This is a genomic window from Veillonella sp. AF13-2 (genome assembly GCF_003603295.1).
In the GTDB taxonomy this organism is placed as follows: domain Bacteria; phylum Bacillota; class Negativicutes; order Veillonellales; family Veillonellaceae; genus Veillonella; species Veillonella parvula_E.
Genome location: NZ_QTMT01000001.1, coordinates 446354 through 467692 on the forward strand (window position 1 = coordinate 446354; position 21339 = coordinate 467692).

Annotated in this window: 17 protein-coding genes; 15 read left to right on the forward strand and 2 right to left on the reverse strand. The window is 37.3% G+C overall.

Annotated elements, in window-relative coordinates; all coding sequences use genetic code 11:
- Positions 1–48: 48 nt before the first annotated feature.
- The 9 genes from DWV85_RS02070 to trmFO all read left to right on the forward strand — a co-directional run bounded on the left by DWV85_RS02070 (position 49) and on the right by trmFO (position 10216).
- Positions 49–435 carry a MarR family transcriptional regulator gene (locus tag DWV85_RS02070; RefSeq protein WP_077708654.1) on the forward strand — a complete coding sequence of 129 codons (387 nt, stop codon included), beginning with the start codon at positions 49–51 and terminating at the stop codon, positions 433–435.
- 142 nt (positions 436–577) lie between these two features.
- Positions 578–919: a 50S ribosomal protein L19 gene (rplS, locus tag DWV85_RS02075; RefSeq protein ID WP_004695921.1), complete on the forward strand. Its 342-nt coding sequence runs from the start codon at positions 578–580 to the stop codon at positions 917–919.
- Between the two features lie 184 nt (positions 920–1103).
- The gene (ylqF, locus tag DWV85_RS02080) at positions 1104–2009 is read left to right on the forward strand and encodes a ribosome biogenesis GTPase YlqF (RefSeq protein WP_060919830.1); all 906 of its coding nucleotides are present in this window, start codon (positions 1104–1106) and stop codon (positions 2007–2009) included.
- Positions 2002–2799 carry a ribonuclease HII gene (locus DWV85_RS02085; RefSeq protein ID WP_077708449.1) on the forward strand — a complete coding sequence of 266 codons (798 nt, stop codon included), beginning with the start codon at positions 2002–2004 and terminating at the stop codon, positions 2797–2799. The genes ylqF and DWV85_RS02085 overlap by 8 nt, the downstream gene beginning before the upstream one ends.
- A gap of 295 nt (positions 2800–3094) precedes the next feature.
- Positions 3095–3493 carry a YraN family protein gene (locus DWV85_RS02090; protein ID WP_004696986.1) on the forward strand — a complete coding sequence of 133 codons (399 nt, stop codon included), beginning with the start codon at positions 3095–3097 and terminating at the stop codon, positions 3491–3493.
- Positions 3494–3505: 12 nt separating this feature from the next.
- The gene (locus tag DWV85_RS02095; protein ID WP_077708448.1) at positions 3506–5212 is read left to right on the forward strand and encodes a YifB family Mg chelatase-like AAA ATPase; all 1707 of its coding nucleotides are present in this window, start codon (positions 3506–3508) and stop codon (positions 5210–5212) included.
- Positions 5213–5318: 106 nt separating this feature from the next.
- Complete coding sequence (gene dprA / locus DWV85_RS02100; protein WP_077708447.1) at positions 5319–6545, forward strand: DNA-processing protein DprA; 1227 nt, start codon at positions 5319–5321, stop codon at positions 6543–6545.
- Positions 6535–8907: a type I DNA topoisomerase gene (topA, locus tag DWV85_RS02105; protein ID WP_024061638.1), complete on the forward strand. Its 2373-nt coding sequence runs from the start codon at positions 6535–6537 to the stop codon at positions 8905–8907. Before dprA ends, topA begins: the two co-directional genes overlap by 11 nt.
- Positions 8900–10216 carry a methylenetetrahydrofolate--tRNA-(uracil(54)-C(5))-methyltransferase (FADH(2)-oxidizing) TrmFO gene (trmFO, locus tag DWV85_RS02110; RefSeq protein ID WP_077708446.1) on the forward strand — a complete coding sequence of 439 codons (1317 nt, stop codon included), beginning with the start codon at positions 8900–8902 and terminating at the stop codon, positions 10214–10216. The genes topA and trmFO overlap by 8 nt, the downstream gene beginning before the upstream one ends.
- A gap of 116 nt (positions 10217–10332) precedes the next feature.
- Here the strand turns inward: trmFO and lgt are convergent, their stop codons facing one another.
- A complete protein-coding gene (gene lgt, locus DWV85_RS02115) occupies positions 10333–11157 on the reverse strand; it encodes a prolipoprotein diacylglyceryl transferase (RefSeq protein ID WP_077708445.1) in 825 nt (274 codons plus the stop codon).
- A 156-nt stretch (positions 11158–11313) separates the two neighbouring features.
- Between lgt and DWV85_RS02120 the strand changes: the two genes are divergently transcribed.
- The 3 genes from DWV85_RS02120 to DWV85_RS02130 all read left to right on the forward strand — a co-directional run bounded on the left by DWV85_RS02120 (position 11314) and on the right by DWV85_RS02130 (position 16110).
- On the forward strand, positions 11314–12996 hold the full coding sequence (locus DWV85_RS02120; protein ID WP_123137918.1) for a glycosyl hydrolase family 18 protein: 1683 nt from the start codon (positions 11314–11316) through the stop codon (positions 12994–12996).
- A 90-nt stretch (positions 12997–13086) separates the two neighbouring features.
- On the forward strand, positions 13087–15555 hold the full coding sequence (gene leuS, locus DWV85_RS02125) for a leucine--tRNA ligase (RefSeq protein ID WP_123137919.1): 2469 nt from the start codon (positions 13087–13089) through the stop codon (positions 15553–15555).
- A 75-nt stretch (positions 15556–15630) separates the two neighbouring features.
- Positions 15631–16110 carry a dCMP deaminase family protein gene (locus DWV85_RS02130; protein ID WP_004695896.1) on the forward strand — a complete coding sequence of 160 codons (480 nt, stop codon included), beginning with the start codon at positions 15631–15633 and terminating at the stop codon, positions 16108–16110.
- Between the two features lie 143 nt (positions 16111–16253).
- Here the strand turns inward: DWV85_RS02130 and DWV85_RS02135 are convergent, their stop codons facing one another.
- Positions 16254–17483, reverse strand: coding sequence for an aminopeptidase (locus DWV85_RS02135; RefSeq protein ID WP_123137920.1), 1230 nt, complete (start codon positions 17481–17483; stop codon positions 16254–16256).
- Positions 17484–17594: 111 nt separating this feature from the next.
- Here DWV85_RS02135 and DWV85_RS02140 point away from each other — a divergent pair, with 111 nt between their 5' ends.
- From DWV85_RS02140 to holA, 3 genes are read left to right on the forward strand one after another with little or no spacing between them, the layout of a single operon-like run.
- A complete protein-coding gene (locus DWV85_RS02140; RefSeq protein ID WP_123137921.1) occupies positions 17595–18164 on the forward strand; it encodes a ComEA family DNA-binding protein in 570 nt (189 codons plus the stop codon).
- Complete coding sequence (locus tag DWV85_RS02145; protein WP_123137922.1) at positions 18121–20349, forward strand: ComEC/Rec2 family competence protein; 2229 nt, start codon at positions 18121–18123, stop codon at positions 20347–20349. Before DWV85_RS02140 ends, DWV85_RS02145 begins: the two co-directional genes overlap by 44 nt.
- A gap of 11 nt (positions 20350–20360) precedes the next feature.
- Positions 20361–21338, forward strand: coding sequence for a DNA polymerase III subunit delta (gene holA, locus DWV85_RS02150; protein WP_123137923.1), 978 nt, complete (start codon positions 20361–20363; stop codon positions 21336–21338).
- Position 21339: the final 1 nt, after the last annotated feature.

Here is a 21339-nt window from a genome sequence, read left to right on the forward strand (position 1 = left end):
TGACGAATACTTTATAATATACAAAGTTGTATGAGGAGATAGATGATTATGAATCATGATGAATTATATAAAGCCTTGTGTAAGGTGCCAAGCGGCAAAGAAAAGTCTCGTGATAGAATTATTATTGAATTATATATGCGTTCCCAAGGAGCATCACAGAAGCAGTTAGTAGATGCTCTAAATATGCGTCCCGCTACTGTGTCGGAGCAGACAGATATTCTCATTGAATTGGGATATGTTACAAAACATATTGATTATATGGATAAACGTATATCTGTAGTTACTTTAACAGATGAGGGGAAACGGTTAGGCAAAACTCTTTTACATACATTTAACGAATTTCTTAATGTAATGTTCTCTGATTTATCGGATGAAGAACAGGAGAATTTATACCGCTTATTAGGTAAGTTAAAACGACCAATTATACGTAAATAATACGTAATTATTTGGATTATTAAAATAATATAGAAAATACTTGCTAACAGTACGTGATTTATGATACTATATTGCTGTTAATTTGAGACAGTCCGCTGCCTATAAGGTGTAGGTATTGAATGTCTGCAAACAGGAGGAAACAATGAACATTATTAACGTACTTGAACAAGAACAACTTCGTACAGACATCCCTACTTTCCGCGCTGGTGACACAGTTCGCGTACACGTAAAAGTAGTGGAAGGTACTCGTGAACGTATCCAAGTGTTCGAAGGTTTGGTAATTAAACGTCAAAACGGTGGCGTACGTGAAACTTTTACAGTTCGTCGTATTGCATCCGGTGTAGGTGTAGAACGTACATTCCCACTTCACAGCCCACGTTTAGCTAAAATCGAAGTTATGCGCCGTGGTGTTGTTCGTCGTGCTAAATTGTACTACTTACGTAACCTTACTGGTAAAGCTGCTCGTATTCGCGAAAAACGCTAATGTTCATAAAAGGCTGCCGTTGGCAGCCTTTTATTTTTGCTAAAATTAGATATAAATAGTTCTATTTTATTATTCTATGAATTAAAGAATTATAATAGAGGAATATAGAGCTGTAAAAAGATAAATATAAAATATACTAAGTATCTCTATGAGATGTATATAAAGTATGTAGAAAGGATATAAAATGGCAGATTCACCTATCGTACATTGGTTCCCTGGGCATATGGCGAAAGCTACTCGTATGATTACAGAGTACATCAAGAAGGTAGATGTTGTTATCGAGTTATTAGATGCGCGTATTCCTCGCTCTAGTGCGAATCCTGTAATCCTTGAACTCGTTGGTCAAAAACCACATATTGTACTGTTAAATAAAGTTGACTTAGCTGATCCTAAAGCCACAAAGGAATGGACTGAATTTTTTACTAAACAAGGCATTACAGTATTGGCTATCGATTCTAAATCTGGCAAAGGCAATAAAAAATTACTATCTACCGTAGAACGTCTAAGTAAACCTATCATTGATCGTTGGGTAGCGAAAGGTATTCGCAGTCGTTCTGTTAGGACTATCATCTTAGGCATTCCTAATGTTGGTAAATCTACATTGATTAACTCTTTGGCTGGTTCTGCTGCAACGCGTACAGCTAATAAGGCAGGTCATACACGTGGTCAACAGTGGGTTAAAATCGGTAAAAATCTTGAATTGCTTGATACACCAGGTGTATTATGGCCAAAATTAGAGGACCAACGTGCAGCGGCTCGCCTCGCTATGACAGGTGCCATTTCCGATGATGTTTATGATTTAGAGCATGTTATAAAACAACTATTAAATTACTTATTGACGAACACGCCAAATATTTTGGTAGAGCGTTATAAATTAAAAGAAGAAGAGATGACCGATGTTGATACGATTCTTGAAAGCATTGGACGTCGTCGAGGTTGTCTTGTAAGCGGTGGCATTGTAGATTTTGACAAGGCTCGCCGTATTATCTTGCAAGACTATCGCAATACTAAGTTAGGTACAATTACTCTCGATCAAGTTGATGAAGAACCGTACTACCCTGCAGATGGTGAGGAGAGTCATAATGGATAAGGATGTATTTTCTAAGTTAAAAGTAGCAGATATTAAAGCTCTCTTTGAAACTGAACAAGCCTTAGAGATTTTGTCTTTTGCTCAAGAGGATACTCGTAGTTCTGTACAGAAATTGGCTGCTTCTTATATTAAGCGTCAAGAAAAAGAGTTAAAAGAACAGCAACGCCTCATGGGTATGTATGACTATGAAGGCATGTTCTATGATCAAGGTATTTATCATGTGGCTGGTGTCGATGAAGTGGGGCGTGGTCCTATTGCGGGGCCTGTTACGGTAGCTGCTGTTATCTTGCCACCTATGACATTAATTCCAGGCCTTAATGACTCTAAAAAACTAACAGAGGAAAAACGAGAAACACTCTATGATATCATCATGGACGAAGCCGTTGCTGTTAGCTGTATTTCTTACGGTCCAGAAAAGATTGATGAGCTAAATATCTATGAAGCAACGCGACAAGCGATGTATGAGGCTATTCGTACGCTTAGCGTACCAGCTGAAGCAGTAGTAGCCGATGCTATGAAATTGCCTGATTTGAGGATTCCCGTTGAATCCATCATTAAAGGTGATAGCAAAAGCGCTAATATTGCTGCTGCATCCATCATTGCAAAGGTTACGCGAGATCGATATATGAAGAGCCTTGATGATGAGTTCCCTGGCTATGGCTTTGGTATTCATAAAGGTTACTATACGGAATTACATAAAGAAGCTATCGAGCAACAAGGGGTAACACCGCTTCATCGTAAGAGCTTTGAGCCTATTAAATCTATTGTGCGTTGGGTTAAACCTGACTAAATTTTAGTTATTTATATATGGATAATAAATTTATTTTATGATTAGACTATTAAGTTAAGTCCTATAGTTGTATTAGTTTTATTCATATTATTAGATTATAAATTGCATATAGTTTATAACCGTAAAGAGGTTCCTATTGGTCACCTATGTGACTATTAGGAACCTCTTTTGTATTTACTTTTGTTACCTCCATAATTTACGCTACAAGTAAGTATTACCTGTTGAAAGATTAATATAGTATAGATATTAAATTTTATGAGTTGTTGTTGCAGATACACTTTATTAGGAGGTATATATGAAAACGATTAGTACTGGTAAAGCTTTTAATGAACTCGATTCAAAAGAACTGGGCAAATGGGGAGAACGAGTAGCTACCAATTATATTGAAAAAATGGGACTTACGGTAGTAGATACAAATTATCGAACCCGTTTAGGCGAAATAGACATCATTGCTAAACGTGATTTAGTCTATCATTTTATTGAAATCAAGGCACGTCGGGGTATGCAACATGGTTTGGCACGTGAGGCAGTCACCAAGAAAAAACAAAAGCATATTAAACGAGCTGCCATGTTGTTTCTATATGATTTAAATCAAAAAAAGCGCCGTTGGAAGGAAATATCCTTTGATGTAATAGAGGTGTATTTGCACGAAGACTTTCAAAGTTCTATTCATTATTTACCACAGTGCTTTTAGTGAGGTCAGTTTATGTACGCAAAATTAAATGGAGCCACCTTACACGGCATTGATGGATGTATCATTACTGTAGAGGTTGATATATCACAAGGTTTGCCGGTCTTTGATATCGTTGGACTACCTAATCAATCTGTTAAAGAGGCTCGTGAACGAGTGCGAGCGGCCATTAAAAATAGTGGATACGAATTTCCAATGAGACGCATCGTAGTCAATTTAGCCCCGGCTACAATTCGTAAAAGTAGCGCTGGGCTCGATTTAGCAATCGCTTTAGGGGTTCTGCTTGCATCAGGACAGATAAATGGGCGTAAAGCTAAAATTTCGGCTTTATTTGATAAGAGTTTGTTTATGGGAGAGTTAGCGTTAGATGGTTCGTTATTACCGACCTTTGGGACTCTAGCTATGTCGCTAGCAGGATTAGATGCTAATTATTCAAAAATTTATACAAGTATTGAAAATAGTAAAGTGCTACAGTCTATTCCTAATTTAACTATATATGGTGGATCATCACTACAAGAAATTATTACTATTTTAGAGGAACAAATTAAGCCAAAGGTAGTTGATAAAAATAAACAAATAAGTATCAAAAAAGGAAAAGTAGATAAACACAATGCCAATAAATCAATTCTAGGGCCTTTAGAGTCTATGCCATTAACCGGAAGCAATGAAAATCTAGATACAATCAGTAAACCACAAGTAACTATGATTAGTAATAATTGTGTTGATACGTCTGTTACGGATGAAAGTATAACTATAAAGACTAATCAACCATATACAGTTGATTTTGGCGATGTACAAGGTCAAGAGTTAGGCAAACGAGCCATGCTCATCAGTGCTGCAGGTCATCATCATTGTATTATGATAGGGCCTCCAGGTGGGGGTAAAACGATGATGGCCGAACGATTGCCGACCATATTGCCTCCTATGACTTGGAATGAAATTGTTGAAGTGAGTCGTATACAAGATGTAATAGGTTTACTAGGTGATAATGGGCTAGTGAAATCTAGACCTTTTAGACATCCTCATCATACGGCAACTTTGGCTAGTATGGTCGGTGGAGGGATACAGGGACGTCCTGGAGAGGTAACATTAGCTCATGGAGGCGTATTATTTATGGATGAAGCGCCTGAGTTTCAACGCCAAGTAATCGATGCATTACGACAGCCTTTAGAGTCTAGAACGATTACTATAAATCGGTCTCAAGGAAATTATATATATCCAGCTAATTTTATTTGTATTCTTGCGGCCAATCCTTGTCCTTGTGGGTATTACCATGATCCTTATAAGGAATGTGTCTGTACAGAAACGATGGTTAAAAACTATCAGCAACGGTTATCAGGGCCGATTATGGATCGTATTGATTTGCATATTCCCGTTGAGAGACCGACCCTTGAACAGCTGTTAGATACATCATCTTCAAATATGACGAGTGAAAGTATGAGACAACAAGTTATCATGGCCACTGCTATGCAACAGAAACGATATGAAGGTTTTGACTTTAATTCGAATGGAGCAGTTCCCCATAAGGCAATTAGTGAACTATGCAATATTACAGATAAGGCTTGGAGTGTTTTAGGCAATATATTTGACCATTTTCATTTAAGTGGGCGAGCTTTTGATCGCATATTAAAGGTGGCTCGTACAATTGCTGATTTAGAAGAAAATCCAAAAGTAGAACCACATCATATTTCTGAAGCAATGTTATTTAGAACTGGCAAATAAAGTAATTATCTCATAAATTTAGTAGTTGTTTATTTGCCAAAAGTAGTTGTTTGATTCTATATAAAATTAATGATTATATACTTAGAAAGAATTACTAGGTGTTTATATGATTAGATACGATGACAATATTTATATTGCAGGATTACAAAGCTTATACAATGTTGGAGCCACATATGTAAGGCGTTTTATAGAGGATTTTGGATCCCCTTATGATGCGTGGCAAGCTATTAAGAATGTAGAAAACTTAAAATCTTATACATATATTTCTGCATCTGATAAACGTGCCATTTCAGCATCGGCTAAAGATGAAAAATTAGAGTATATTATCCATAAAGTAGACGAATACCAGATGGATTTTACTACCTTTTTAGACAAAGACTTTCCGTCTATTTTAAATCATATATATAATCCGCCAGCCATTTTATTTATGAGAGGTAATCGGGCACTCTTAGATGGACGCTTAAATCGTATTGCTATTGTTGGAGCAAGGAGTTGCTCCTTATATGGTCGGAATGTGGCGAGAATGCTCGGCAAGGAATTAGGTAAATATAGTACCATTATTGTTAGTGGTGGGGCGCGTGGTATAGACTCACATGGTCATGAAGGCCTTCTGGCTAGTCAGGGGTATGGAATCATTGTTATGGGATGTGGTTTAGATATTACCTATCCTCGAGAAAATGCAAAATTATTTGATCGTATATTACAAAATAATGGGTTACTTCTCTCCGAATACCCGCCAGGTACACCGCCGTCCGCAAAACATTTCCCAGCACGGAATCGTATCATTAGTGGATTATGCAGAGGTGTTATCGTAGTGGAGGCCAAGTCTAGTAGTGGTTCTTTGATTACGGCAGATATGGCGGTTAGTGAAGGTCGAGATGTATTTGTGGTACCATGTAATCTATTAGACCATACAGCAGATGGAAATAAATTCTTAATGAAAAATGGTGCATATGTACTTACTGGTTATGAGGATATAGTTGAACAATACCATTTAACAATGCGGGAATATTTTTCTAGTGAACATAAACTTTTACCAACAAATAATAAAGGTAATAAAGGCGTAAAAGCTAGCGTTCAAATAGGGAATCATAGTCAAAGTGTTGATAGAAAAGGGTGCTCTATGTTAAGCTTTAATGTGGATAGGAGTGTAATATTGAATGAAATACCTCATGATCGATGTATTACGGTTAGTGATATTTTGAAAGCGACTCGTATTCCATTACAACAACTACAGCCCTTATTACTAACATTAGAAATGGAAGGGGCTATAGAGAATCATCCGCCGAGAGGCTATATTAATATGACTAGGAGTGATATACTTGTCCATTAAACGATCTATCGTTATTGGCGAGCCGAAAGCAGCTAGTACTAGTAAAGATACAGAAAAGAAAAATACTAAGAAAGAGAGTACTACTATAAAGCGTAAGGTTACTAAAGAAGCCCTTACTCCAATGGGGATTGTACGGGATAAATCTGTACTACAAACTTCTGTGCCACCGGAGCAACGGGAACCTCGCGTATATAATCCGAACGGCAAAGTCTTGGTTATTGTAGAATCTCCTGCTAAATCTAAAACAATTGAAAAATTCTTAGGTCCTAACTATGTGGTAAAAGCAAGTATGGGCCATCTACGAGACTTGCCTAAATCTCAAATGGGCATCGATATAGAGCATGGCTTTACACCGCGCTACAGCAATCTTGTAACTCGTAAAAAGGTTATAGATGAACTCGTTTCCTATGCTGATGAAAGCAGTGCCGTATTGCTTGCAACTGACCCTGACCGCGAAGGGGAAGCCATTTCTTGGCACTTAGCGTACATTCTCAATGTAGATCCTAAGTCTACATGTCGTATTACGTTTAATGAAATCACTAAAAATGCCGTAGCAGAGGCTTTGGAGGCTCCACGTACCATCGATATGAATATGGTAGATGCTCAACAAGCGCGCCGTGTATTAGATCGTATCGTAGGCTATAAATTGAGTCCATTACTTTGGAAAAAAGTATGTAAGGGTCTCAGCGCTGGTCGTGTACAATCTGTAGCAGTTCGACTCATCTGTGAACGAGAGCGCGAAATCCAAGCCTTCGAACCACAAGAATATTGGACCATTAAAGGTAATTTTGAAACACCTAAAAAAGAATCTTTCACAGCGGAGTTGACACATATTAAAGGCGAGAAAATCGATATTACTACTGAAAGCGATGCACAAGCGGTGGTTGATGCTATTGGCGGTGAAGATGCAGTAGTGACAAATATTGAAAAGCGCAAACGTTCTCGTAAAGCGGCACCTCCGTTTACAACATCTACGTTGCAACAAGATGGTGTGCGTAAATTGAACTTTGGTGCTAAGCGTACGATGATGATTGCCCAACATTTATATGAAGGTTTAGAAATTGGCTCCTATGGCCACGTAGGTTTGATTACGTACATGCGTACAGACTCTACGCGTATTTCTAAAGAGATGCAAGTTATGGCTAAGGACTTTATTCTTCGTAACTATGGGGAGGAATATTATCCATCTAAACCAAATGTGTACGGTTCTAAAGGTTCTGCACAAGATGCGCATGAGGCGATTCGTCCTACATCTCTCGAGTTAACACCTAAAATGGTGGAACCATTCTTGAGTCGCGATGAACTTAAGCTATATACGTTGATTTGGAATCGTTTTATGGCGAGCCAAATGGCGCCTCAACAAAATGAATCCACAACGATTGAGTTGAATGTTAAAGATGACTATACCTTTAAAGCAACTGGCTCTCGTGTTATCTTCCCAGGTTTCAGTGCCGTTTATGAAGATGTGAAAAAAGAGGATGCACCTCAATTGCCAGCTCTGAAAAAGAATGATGCTGCCCATACGGTAGAGGTATTGCCTGAACAACATTTTACACAACCACCTCCACGTTACTCCGAGGCGAGTCTTATCAAGACATTAGAAGAACTTGGCATTGGTCGCCCTAGTACATACGCACCAATTCTAGATACTATCGTAAGCCGTAACTATGTGGAAAATACGAATAAACAATTCGTGCCTACAGAGTTAGGCTTTGTGGTGGTAGACTTCTTGATTACATATTTTGAAAAAATCATCAATACTGGCTTTACCCGTGATTTAGAAGAAGAACTTGATGCTATCGCATCTGGTAAGGATACGTATGTAAAAGTATTATCTGATTTCTACGAGGTCTTTGCGCAAGAACTAGAAGATGCAAGTGATGTAGACCGCATTGAAATTGCATCTATGGAAAGCGATGAGATATGTGAACTTTGTCATAGTCCAATGGTATATAAATTTGGTCGATACGGTAAGTTCTTAGCATGCTCTAATTTTCCAGAATGTAAAAACACAAAACCTATTACAGTGGGAACTGGGGTAACGTGTCCTAAATGTAAAGAAGGGGAAATCGTAGAACGTAAGTCTCGTCGTGGACGCATTTTCTATGGCTGTAATCGATACCCACAATGTGACTTTACACTATGGGATAAGCCAACCCATGATTTCTGTGAAACATGTGGTTCTATAATGGTTGAAAAGACATATAAAAATGGTACAGTTAAAAAGTTCTGTTCCAATGAAACTTGTCCGACTCGACCACCAAAGAAAACAAGAAAGAAAAAGAGCGAAGCTAGTGAAGAACCTGTAAAAGAATCTAAAAAGTCTAGTAAAGCTAAAAAAGAGGAAACTACAATTGAATAATAAAAATGTTATTGTTATTGGTGCAGGCCTTGCAGGCTCCGAAGCGGCTTGGCAACTCGCTAACCGAGGTATTCATGTAGACTTATATGAAATGCGCCCTGTGAAGAGTTCTCCGGCGCACCAAACAGATCAATTTGCAGAGCTCGTATGTAGTAACTCGTTGCGTGCTGGTAATATTGAAAATGCGGTAGGCCTTTTGAAAGAAGAAATGCGTCGTTTAGGTTCTATCATTATGGAATGTGCCGATGCAACTGCTGTACCTGCCGGTGGTGCATTAGCCGTTGATCGTCATTTATTTAGTGAAATGGTGACTAAGAAGGTAAAGAGCCATCCTAATATTACAGTTCATCACGAAGAGGTAACTGAGATTCCTACAGAGAGAACTGTTATCTTTGCTTCTGGTCCACTTACGTCTGAAGCATTAGGAGATAAGATTAAAGCCTTAACTGGTGAAACAGGCTTTTACTTCTACGATGCTGCTGCACCTATCGTAACGGCTGAATCTTTAAACTACGATAAAGTTTTTGCTGCTTCTCGTTATGACAAAGGCGATGCGGATTATCTTAACTGTCCTATGACAGAAGAGGAATATAAAGCGTTCTGGCATGAGCTTACAACAGCTGAAGCTGTACAGCCAAAGGATTTTGAAAAAGAAATCTACTTTGAAGGCTGTATGCCCGTAGAAATCATGGCAAGCCGTGGTGAAGATACATTACGTTATGGACCATTAAAGCCTGTAGGCTTAGTGGATAAACGTACCAATGAGGAATCTTACGCAGTGGTACAATTGCGTAAGGAAAATAAGGAAGGCACCATGTTTAACTTGGTAGGCTTCCAAACTCATTTAAAATGGGGTGAACAAAAGCGTGTATTCGGTATGATTCCAGGACTCGAAAATGCAGAATTTGTTCGTTATGGTGTTATGCATCGCAATACATATATCAATTCTCCTGAACTATTAAATCACGCATTTCAACTAAAAAAAGAACCACGTCTATTCTTTGCTGGTCAAATGACAGGTGTAGAAGGCTACTTGGAGTCTGCTGCTAGCGGTCTCATGGTAGGTCTTCAAGTAGCTCGCTATTTAGAGGAAAAACCGTTTATTGAATTCCCTAAGACGACGGCTATTGGCTCTCTTAGTCACTATATTTCTAACTACGAAGGCTCTAACTTCCAACCAATGAATGTCAACTTTGGCATTATGGAGTCGTGGCCTCAAAAAGTACGTAAGAAAAAAGAAAAAAATGCACTGATTGCAAATCGTGCATTAGAAGAAATTGATGTTCTAAAAGCTAAAGAAAGTTTATAAGAAATAGCCTTATAGAGAATAGGCTTTTAAGAAATAGTTTTATTTCAAAAAATAGTAAAAGTCCTACATTCAATGGTAAAACCAATGAATGCAGGACTTTTCTTTTTATATGTAATTTATTTACGTTTTTTAGTTTTTACTGTTGGTTCTATAGCAACAAGTACCTTTTGATTTTTCTTTTCTAGATAGCCTAGATAGATGAATACACAGATACCGACAATGATAGCTATTAAACTCGTCATTTGAGCAGATTTTAGACCTAGCGTTAAGTTTACGTAATCGCCACGTAAGAACTCTAAGAAAAAGCGAGCCGTAGAATAGAGAATAGCATATAGTACGAATACCTGACCCTTAGCATGCTTAAAAGATCCAAATAATAGAAGGACTACAAAGATAAGAATATCGATTTGACCTTCCCATACTTCGGCAGGCCATAGTGGTTGATTACCGTAGGTGCGGTAGGCAAGGGTACTTTCAGGATAGATAATACCATAATTACCGCCCGTAGGATGACCAAAAGCATCACCGTTTAAAAGGTTTGCCATACGACCTACGGATTGCGCCAAAATCAATGCAGGGGCAAATAAATCGGCAAAAGCCCAAAAGTCAATCTTGTTTTTACGAAGATACCAATAGCCCGCAATTGTGCCTAGTACTACGCCACCTTGAATGGCCATGCCTCCTTGCCAAACAAAGGGAATTTCCAATAAATGATTACCGTAATAATCCCAATCAAAGAAAAAGACATCCCATAGGCGAGCACCGATGAGACCAGCTACGGCAACAGTAATGGAAAAGTCGATGATGTGTTCATGCCAACCGCGGCCATCCTTTTTCAATAGTACATAGGCAACAGAGGCACCACAGATGATAGCCAAAGCTAACATGGTACCATAGGCTCTAATAGGGAAGTCCCCTATGAAAAATAAATATTGATGCATACAAAACTCCTTATGTGATAATTTTTATTAGTACATAGATTAAATTATAAATTACATATATCCTTCGTGCAAGAAAAGAGATGAACTATATATAATATGGTATAATATAGAAATTGGTATTGTATCCCAGTATGGGACCTAGAATTAGGAGAGTACATGATTCGTAAATCTACTATTATAAAATCGTTAACGGCTTTAGTAATGTCCGCATTATCAAGTACATTCGTACATGCAGAGGTATTGGTTTCATTAGATCAATTTTTAGCTAATACTACACGTCATTACGAAGCAAATCAATATAAAACATCATATACCGTGTATGTTCCACAAAGTGAATTACAAGGTGATAAGGTTGTTTTAAATCCTACAGCCGTAGGTGAACCTGTTAAATTGCCCATTACCAAAAAAGATGGTATATCCTATGTAGATATTGAGTCTGAACCAGCTATGCTGGGTGTTAGTTATACAAAAAATAATGGTCAACTTATTTTAGGCCCTGCACCAGAAGCATCTACGGTGAAAGCGCCTTATACATTGCAAACACCATTGGCGTGGGCTTTTGATCCATGGACAGCGGAGGGCGCTCCATATCAGGCAAAACTCAATACGAGTGGTGATAATATCATTTCTCCAAGTTGGTTTAAATTACATAGCTTAGGTTTAGAAGCAAGTCCAAATATTAATATTAATTATGTGAAAGCGTATAAGAATAAAGGCTATCACATTTGGCCGTTGATTACTAATCGGTTTGACTCTAATTTTACAAGTGGTATTTTGGCGGACCAATCGGTATGGAAGAAATATGCTCATAATCTTGTTCAATATGCCTATATATATGGGTTTGATGGTTATAACTTTGACTTTGAAAACATCGATTATGCTGACCGCGATCGTTTAACAACATTTGTATCATATTTGTCTAATCATTTACATCAATATAATATTAAAACTTCTATCGATGTGACCGGGTATTCTGATAGTCCAGAATGGTCATTAGTGTATAACCGCAAAGCTTTGGCAGATACTGTCGACTATGTAGTTCTTATGGCATATGACGAAACTTGGGCTAAGAGTACTACTGCAGGTCCTGTTGCAAGTTATCCTTGGGTTCGTAGCCATACAGAAAGAATGCTCTCTGAAGTTCCTTCTCAAAAGCTAATATTAGGGGTACCATTCTATATGCGCTTATGGCATGACACGAATGGCTATGCTAAAAGCGAAACATTGGCTATGAAGAATACAGGGAATTACTTTGCTAATTACAGAGATAAAATGACTTGGGACGATCGATTAAAGTTATACTATTTATCTATTCCAACAGCTGCTGGTTCAGATCGTATTTGGTTTGAAGATAATACATCGTTAGGCTTAAAACTTGATCTGGTAAAAGAATTACACCTTGGTGGGTTTGCAGCATGGCGTAAAGGGTTTGAAGATGTTTCTACGATTACTATGATTCAAGAAAAAGACTTAGGACGTGGTATTCCTAAATCTCCTACAGCAGTTGTTCCTGAACCTGTAGTTGAAGTATCTAAACCATTAACTAAGCTTGAACAATACAAATTACGCTTAGAAGAAAAAGAAAAAGAAAAAGCAGCTAAAGCGGAAGCAAAACGAAAAGCTAAAGAAGAGAAAGAGGCTGCTAAACGCAAAGCAAAAGAAGAAGCTGAAAAAGTAAAAGCTGAGAAAAAACGCTTAGAAGAAGAAGCTAAAGCTAAAAAAGAGCATAATAAACAAACAGTTAAAGAGCAAAATAATTTATATACTAGTTATAGTTCGGATCAAAATACAAGCCCTAAAAATGATTTAACCAAAAGTATTCAAGTCGTAAAACGCTAGTGTTTGACTGCTTTTACAGTACGTAGTAAAATAAAAACATTAATTATAAAATGGCAACTTATGAGGTTGACCATATGAGGAGGCCCCTACATGAACGAAAAATATGTAGCCCAAGATATTGAAAAAAAGTGGCAACAGTATTGGGAAGATAACCATACGTTTAAAACAGAATATGATGAATCTAAAGAAAAATACTATGTATTAGAAATGTTCCCGTACCCATCTGGTAATTTACACATGGGGCACGTGCGTAACTATTCCATTGGTGATGTAGTAGCTCGCTTCAAGAAAATGAAGGGGTTCAACGTGTTGCATCCAATGGGGTGGGACTCCTTTGGTATGCCTGCAGAAAACGCGGCGATTAAACATGGTATTGCCCCTAAAACATGGACTCTTGATAACATCGAGAACATGAAATTGCAACAAAAAGCACTTGGCTTGTCCTATGATTGGGACCGCGAAGTAGCAACATGTAAAGAAGATTACTATAAATGGACTCAATGGTTTTTTGAACAGTTCTATAAAAAAGGCTTAGCCTATAAAAAGGAAGCAAAAGTAAACTGGTGTGAAACTTGTCATACTGTATTGGCAAATGAACAAGTTATCGATGGTGCTTGCTGGCGCTGTGACAACCCAGTTGAGAAAAAAGACTTGTCTCAATGGTTCTTGCGCATTACAGAATATGCAGATCGCTTGTTAACTGATTTGGATACTCTTGATCATTGGCCACAACGCGTTAAATTGATGCAAAAGAATTGGATTGGTCGTTCTGAAGGTACAGAATTCTCCTTTGAAGTGCCATCCATTAATGAACGCGTATCTGTGTATACTACACGTGTTGATACTATTTACGGCGTAAGCTATGTAGTATTGGCTCCTGAACATCCGTATGTGGAACGCCTCATTGAAAATGCTCCTAATAAAGTTGAATTAGAAGCTTTCATTACGCGTATGCGCAATATGAGCGATATCGACCGTACATCTACAGAGGCACCTAAAGAAGGTATGTTTACTGGGTCTTATGCAGTAAACCCAATGTCTGGCGAACAAGTTCCTGTATGGATTGCAAACTATGTATTGGTAGACTATGGTACTGGTGCTGTAATGGGTTCTCCTGCACATGATGAACGCGACTGGGAATTTGCTCATAAATATGATTTGCCTATTAAACAAGTCGTAACTCGTGAAGGTGAAGAATACAGCCTTGAAAAATGGCAAGAATGGTATCATGAAGATGGTATCCTCGTTAACTCTGGTGAATATAATGGCCAAACATCTGAAGAGGCTCGTAAAAATATTACAGCTGCTCTTAATGAACGCGGTATTGGTAAAGGTAAAGTAAATTTCCGCCTTCGTGATTGGTTGATTTCTCGTCAACGTTACTGGGGCGTGCCAATTCCTGTAGTATATTGTGAAAAATGCGGTGAACAACTCGTTCCTGAAGAAGAGTTGCCAGTACGCTTACCAGAGGATGTTAAATTTGAATCTGGTGCTGTATCTCCATTAGCTACATCTGAAAACTTCCTACATACTACATGTCCTAAATGTGGCGGTCCTGCACGTCGTGAAACAGATACAATGGACACATTTATCGATTCCTCTTGGTACTTCTTGCGCTATACAGACGCTAAAAATGACCAAGCTCCATTCGATAAAAAAATTGCTAATTACTGGATGAATGTTGACCAATACATCGGCGGTATTGAACATGCTATCTTGCATTTATTGTACTCTCGATTCTTTGTGAAAGTTATTCACGATTTAGGCCTTATCGATGCAAATGAACCATTCCGTGGCTTGTTGACACAAGGTATGGTTCTTAAAGAAGGCAGCAAAATGTCTAAATCCAAAGGTAATGTAGTTTCTCCTGAAGAAATTATCAATACCTATGGTGCTGATACTGCACGTTTGTTCATTCTATTTGCAGCGCCTGTTGATCGTGACCTTGATTGGTCTGACCAAGGTGTTGAAGGTTCCTATCGTTTCTTAGGTCGTGTATGGCGTATTGTTGATGCGTACAACGAAGAGGCTAAGAAAAATGTAACTGGTGAACTTACAAAAGACGAATTCGGATTGCGTCGTGAATTGCACCGTGTTATCAAAAAGGTAACAGAAGACCTCGATAACAACTTCAACTTCAATACTGCTATTTCTGCTATCATGGAACTTGTAAATGCTATGTACGCTCATAAGGATAAAGCAGAAACAATCAATAGCGCATTAGCTAATGAATTGACACATTCCTTATTGCTTCTTTTAGCGCCATTTGTTCCTCATATTACAGAAGAATTGTGGCATGAATTGGGTGAAACTACATCCATTCACACAGAAAAATGGCCTGTATATGAAGAATCCGCTCTCGTTGTAGACGAAGTAGAAGTAGTCTTGCAAGTAAATGGTAAAGTTCGTGATAAACTTACTGTTTCCGTAAATATTACAAAAGAAGAATTAGAAATATTGGCCAAAGAATCTAGCCGTGTTCAAGAATTTATAGAAGGTAAGAATATCGTAAAAGTTATTTACGTACCTGGTAAACTTGTAAATATCGTAGTTAAATAAGGATATTCTATTTGTTTAATATTGTAAGCCCCCAACTACATAGGTAGAAGGGGGCTTATTTTAAGTGAGGTAATTATGGCAAAACGTAGCGATTATATTTCCTGGGATGAATACTTCATGGGTGTTGCCATTTTGGCAGCACAACGTTCTAAGGATCCAAATACACAAGTTGGTGCATGTATTGTTAGTAATGATAATAAAATCTTGTCCATTGGTTATAATGGTATGCCTTTGAATTGCAGTGATGATGATTTCACATGGGAACGTGATACAGCTGATGATAATAAATATTTCTATACTGTACATAGTGAACTCAATGCTATCTTAAATTATCGTGGCGGTTCTCTAGAGGGCTCTAAAATATATGTAACGCTTTTCCCATGTAATGAATGTGCGAAAGCCATCATTCAAAGTGGTATTAAAGCCGTTATCTATCGCGATGATCTCTATAAGGATACAAAAGAAGTAAAAGCATCCAAACGGATGTTGAAAACCGCAGGTGTAGACATTATTGAATACAAATCTACAGGCCGCACATTGAATATTACATTGTGATATAATAATTTTTTACCACTAATAAGAGCCCCTATATACGCTTGTATATAGGGGCTCTTTTATATGTAGCTTTCAATTATAAATTGCTATCTAATAGACAAGTTAGATAGGAAGTCCAGTTTTTATGGGAACATTTCACTTGTTTATACTTGTAAACGGCCATCAATCATAATGTCTACTTCTTGACCGTCACGAGTGTAGCCTTTAATATTCATATGTTCATGACCAATCATAAAGTCTACATGTGTTAAGGAGTAGTTAAGGCCACGTTCTTTTAATTCTTCTTCAGATAAACCATCACTATCTTTGAGGCATGTAGGATAAGATGCACCAATCGCTAAATGGCAGGATGCATTTTCATCAAACAATGTTTCGTAGAAAATTTGGTTAGATTGGCTAATTGGGCTGAAGTGGTCCACCAAAGCAACTTCGCCGAGGTAGTGGGAGCCTTCATCGGTTTCTATTAACTCTTTTAATACTTCATAACCTTCTTTTGCAGTATAATCAACGATTTTACCTTCTTTGAAAGTAAAGGAGAAATCAGAAATAGTATTACCCTGGTAAATTAAAGGTTTTGTGCTGTATACAATACCATTAACACCATTATATTGGGGTGCGGAGAAAACTTCCTCTGTAGGAATATTGGCATTAAAAATAGTGCCATCTTTTGAAGATTCTTCACCACCTAGCCATATATGACCTTCTGGTAATTCTAATAAGAGGTCAGTACCATTTTTACAAGTATAACGCAATGCCTTTAAGTCTAATTTATTCAATGCTTCACAGCGGTGACGCAATTTTGCCATGTGATGACGATATGTGTCTTTCGGTTCTACACCTTCAATACGGCAAAGTTTTAATAGGGTAGCCCATAGTTGTTCAATTTTCTCTTCATCTGTACCTTCATAGCCAAGTAAATCTGCCCATAGAACAGTTGGTACAGAAGCAACGCACCATGTAACAGAGGAGTTCATAATCGCTGTATGGTAGAAGGATAAAGCTTTATTTAAGTTACGAGATTGTAGTGAAATACGATTTGTTGGAATACCTTCTAACGCTTTTGGGTTCGCACTAATCAAAGATAAGAAAGCGGCCTTATCATCGATGTATTGCTTGTAGAATTCAGGTATCCAGTTAGCCGGTCTTTCTAATACAGATTCCTTAGCATGTAATAAACGTTGACGAGCGATTGGAGAACATCTCCAGTTGAGGACAACCTCTTTGGCACCTAATTCATATGCTTCTTCTGTGACGATAACTGCAAAGTCTTTGTTTTCCACATCTACAGAAATAACAAGAGTTTGATCTTCTTGTAAATTTACGCCATATTTTAACAAGGTATGTGCATATTTTTTTAATGTTTCTTGATTCATTGTATCTCCTTATATTCGACATCAATTATGAAACTCCTGCTGGTGTGACCAATAGAGTCAACGGTAGGAGTTTACTTTTTCATAGGGAATTCTTTCAGTAGGAGGTGCACTATGAAAGTAAAATTGAAGCCATATATGACAATTATATTAATCCTATGTGTTTTAGTAGGAATTTATTTCCTATGGCCTATTATAACAGATGAAAGCGATTCTGTCTTAGTTGAAGGAGCAATAGATGGAAATTCTTCTATATCAACTGTTGAACAAACATCCAACAAACCTATAGCTTATATTACGGGCGCCGTAGTTTCACCTGGTTTATATGAGTTTGAAAGTAGTGCTACTGTAGGTGATGTAGTTAAGTTAGCAGGTGGGCTATTACCTTATGCTGATGTAGAATCAGTCAATATGGCAAAGTCGGTTAATGCGGGAGATCATATCCACATAGTATTTAACTTCCACGGTAATCCAGAGGTTTTATTGCGCGGTAACAAAATTAATATCAATACAGCTTCTGCAAAAGATCTTGATGCATTACCAGGCATAGGACCCGCTATGGCAAAAAGAATTGAAGAGTATCGTTCACAAAAAGGACCCTTTACATCCGTTGAAGGTATCAAGGGGGTGAAGGGCATCGGTGATGGCGTATTTAAGAAGATTAAAGATAAAATTACAATCTAAATTTAGGAATACAGAACGAGCGTTTGAGGAATCAATCTTCAATACTCAAGTATTAGTTAATACAAAGCCATTTATAACTTATAGCCAATGGGCACATACTATATTGGGATCTATAATAATTGGCACTATATTAGGATATGGTAAATATTATCCCGTACTTAGTCAAATGCATTATATTTTTGCGATTGCCTTAGCTATTATCGGTGTAACTGTTATTAAAATAATGCAATCTTATTGTAGGTGGCGTTTATATGCCAATTTATTAATATTAGTTTTTGCTGCAATGGGATTATCCTATTATCATACAGACTTACAAATTATTAATTATAGTAGCTATACATCATACTATTTACAGCAAGAAGGAGAATATCTAGGTACTGTTGTATCATCTCCTGAAATAGTAAATCTAGATGGACAGGAGTATTACAAATATAATGTAGAGTTACATGGATTAAATCCCTATAAAGATACTGCTAAAAATGACTATATTAAGGCACAGGGTCGATTACAGATTTACTCAAAGGTATCTACTACAAAGTATTCAATACGGCTAGGGGAACAAGCAATAATTGAAGGTACACCAAAAAGCTTATTTCTCATTGAAGAGGAAGGACGCATTAATCTTAGAGGTAGATATATGAGCTCTAATACAAGAGGTCGAATCTATGATGGTGTATATCGATCTGCTACTAATAAAGATTTACAAGCATTCCACTTTAAAGAAACATTTTCTGAAAAACTATATGGAAAAAGTTTATATGTATGTGGTCAAATACGAGAATCTATTGAAAAAAATATTGCTAGTAATCTAGATGGTCCACAAAAGGTATTAGCACAAGCCTTATGCTTGGGTGGTCATTATAGTGAGCTAGGGGAAGAGCGAATGAAAGATTTTGCTTATACGGGTCTCATCCATATTTTATCTATCTCTGGCTCACATATTGCACTGCTATTAGCCTTAATTTACGGTTTAGGAAGATTCGTTAAATTACGGAAGCGCACATGCTTAATTTTAGGTATATTAGTAGCTTGTATATATTGCTGTATCGTTGGTGGAGATGCACCTGTTATACGTGCAACGATGATGAGTATACTCATGTGCATGGCTTATGTAAAAGGACGATTATATCAAGCTAAACAGGCTTTATGTATATGCGCTATTCTATGTCTTGTATATGATCCTTTTTCTTTGTTTGATGTAAGCTTTCAACTATCCTTTGGTGCAACCTATGGTTTACTTATATGGGGGAAGGTACTATATGAACGGATACAATGGCTACCAAAATGGATTAAAACACCCCTTGTGTTATGTGTGTCAGCACAGTTGCTCATCTTGCCGCTACAGCTGTATTACTTTCACTATATTAGTATTGCTAGTTTGTTAGCAGCTTGCATAGTAGCACCTATATTAGATATATCCATCATTTTAATCTTTATAAGCACTGTTATTAGCTATGTAATGTCTATATCGTTTCTATGGTCTTTGATAGATGCACTATTACGCATATCGTTATATTTAAATCATGTCCTAGGGCGTAGTGGTAGTTTACTTTGGCTTGGTATGATGCATCTTTATTGTGTTTATGTATATTATACTTTACTAGGTCTGTTTACGTACTTTTTGACAAATAAGAAGGAGTATACTGTATATGTAGTGATGTCCTTATTATGCATGGTTGCAGCCTATGGTGTTTCATACTATGTGACTCATCATAACAAGAATACGTTAATCCATTATATTCCTATGAAACAGTGTAATGTGCTGCTGTGCATAGCACCAAACCATGAACAGGCATATTTGTTAATCGATGCACCAGATTATATTAAAACGATACCTAATGAAAGACAAATTAATCAAACTATTAGGGCATATGGCATGAATCCTAGAATGGTAAAAGTTAAGTACTTTCACAGTAACGGTTTGGCAAGGGTAATATATAAAAATGGTATGAACCAAATAGTCGTATATAATGGACAAAGTAGAGAAAAAAATCTAAAATTAAATGATAAGGCTAATGTTTTATTTATAACGAGTCGATTTAGTGTAATGCATGAAATTGATCGTATTTCACCGCGTAGTACGGTTTTGTTTAGTAGTCCTCATGGTGCTTTACGCGATGTGGATCCATCATCAGAACATATGTATATAATGGGATACAGCTTTATTAAAGATATCTATCTGTGAAAGGAGGGAACATGGCACATATTCAACTCATCTATGGCGACGAACCACAATTAATTGAAGAAGAAAAACGTAAATTTTTAAGTGCCTATCCAGACCTTCCACTGACTGTATTAGATGATGAGGTGGGCCCACAAAAAATAAGTGAAAAACTATGTGAAGATTCACTTTTTGGCGATCAAAAGGTCTTCTGTTTAGTTAATTTGCCCATCATTCGTAAAAGTGGCAAAAATAGTGATGCTTGGGTTCCATTGTATGAACTCCTCTTGGAATATAATGGAGATAATCCTATCGTTTTGATTTATCATGATATGATTGATAAACGGATCAAGCAGAATAAAGAGATTTTAGAAAAAATACCAAATCATCAATGTAAGCGTCTTGAAGGGGAAGACCTCGTGATGTGGATACGTCAGTACTGTACGTCTAACGGCTTTAAAATGACGCCTGATGCACAGGAATATGTAGCCCATCTTATCGATTTGTGGCAAGAGGTACCTGTTTCTTTTATGAGAACTGAGTTTGACCGATATTTTTTACAGATTACTGGGGAAAAGGTTATTACCAAAGAATTTCTCGAAGAAAACGGTAGTGACTATGGAGCCAAAAACATTTTTACTTTTAAAGAGGCTCTATTAAAAAGAGATATTGATACATTACTTGAACTATTTCCATTTATGTTTGGCTATAAAGAATTAGACCGTGCTATGAGCTATATTGAGGGGCAATTACGTTTACAGTTGCTAGTTAGCGAATGTCGCCAAGTGGGTATGTCTGTTCAAGCCATACAAAACTTATGTAAGGATCATGATTCGTCATTTAAACCATATCCGATTAAGCTAGCTTACGAGGCGAGTCCGAGAATTTCAATTAAGGCTCTACGAGCTTTATTAAAAGGACTTTATGAGATTATATTAGATAGCCGTAGCAGCAAGGGCGATATTTGGCGATTTAGAGATTTATGTATTACCTACTGTGGGTATAAGGGATAAA

Bases quoted from the DNA above. Each gene is read 5' to 3' on its own strand.
- DWV85_RS02070 (WP_077708654.1), top strand. From the start codon at position 49: ATGAATCATGATGAATTATATAAAGCCTTGTGTAAGGTGCCAAGCGGC.
- rplS (WP_004695921.1), top strand. From the start codon at position 578: ATGAACATTATTAACGTACTTGAACAAGAACAACTTCGTACAGACATC.
- ylqF (WP_060919830.1), top strand. From the start codon at position 1,104: ATGGCAGATTCACCTATCGTACATTGGTTCCCTGGGCATATGGCGAAA.
- DWV85_RS02085 (WP_077708449.1), top strand. From the start codon at position 2,002: ATGGATAAGGATGTATTTTCTAAGTTAAAAGTAGCAGATATTAAAGCT.
- DWV85_RS02090 (WP_004696986.1), top strand. From the start codon at position 3,095: ATGAAAACGATTAGTACTGGTAAAGCTTTTAATGAACTCGATTCAAAA.
- DWV85_RS02095 (WP_077708448.1), top strand. From the start codon at position 3,506: ATGTACGCAAAATTAAATGGAGCCACCTTACACGGCATTGATGGATGT.
- dprA (WP_077708447.1), top strand. From the start codon at position 5,319: ATGATTAGATACGATGACAATATTTATATTGCAGGATTACAAAGCTTA.
- lgt (WP_077708445.1), bottom strand. From the start codon at position 11,157: ATGCATCAATATTTATTTTTCATAGGGGACTTCCCTATTAGAGCCTAT.
- DWV85_RS02120 (WP_123137918.1), top strand. From the start codon at position 11,314: ATGATTCGTAAATCTACTATTATAAAATCGTTAACGGCTTTAGTAATG.
- leuS (WP_123137919.1), top strand. From the start codon at position 13,087: ATGAACGAAAAATATGTAGCCCAAGATATTGAAAAAAAGTGGCAACAG.
- DWV85_RS02130 (WP_004695896.1), top strand. From the start codon at position 15,631: ATGGCAAAACGTAGCGATTATATTTCCTGGGATGAATACTTCATGGGT.
- DWV85_RS02135 (WP_123137920.1), bottom strand. From the start codon at position 17,483: ATGAATCAAGAAACATTAAAAAAATATGCACATACCTTGTTAAAATAT.
- DWV85_RS02140 (WP_123137921.1), top strand. From the start codon at position 17,595: ATGAAAGTAAAATTGAAGCCATATATGACAATTATATTAATCCTATGT.
- holA (WP_123137923.1), top strand. From the start codon at position 20,361: ATGGCACATATTCAACTCATCTATGGCGACGAACCACAATTAATTGAA.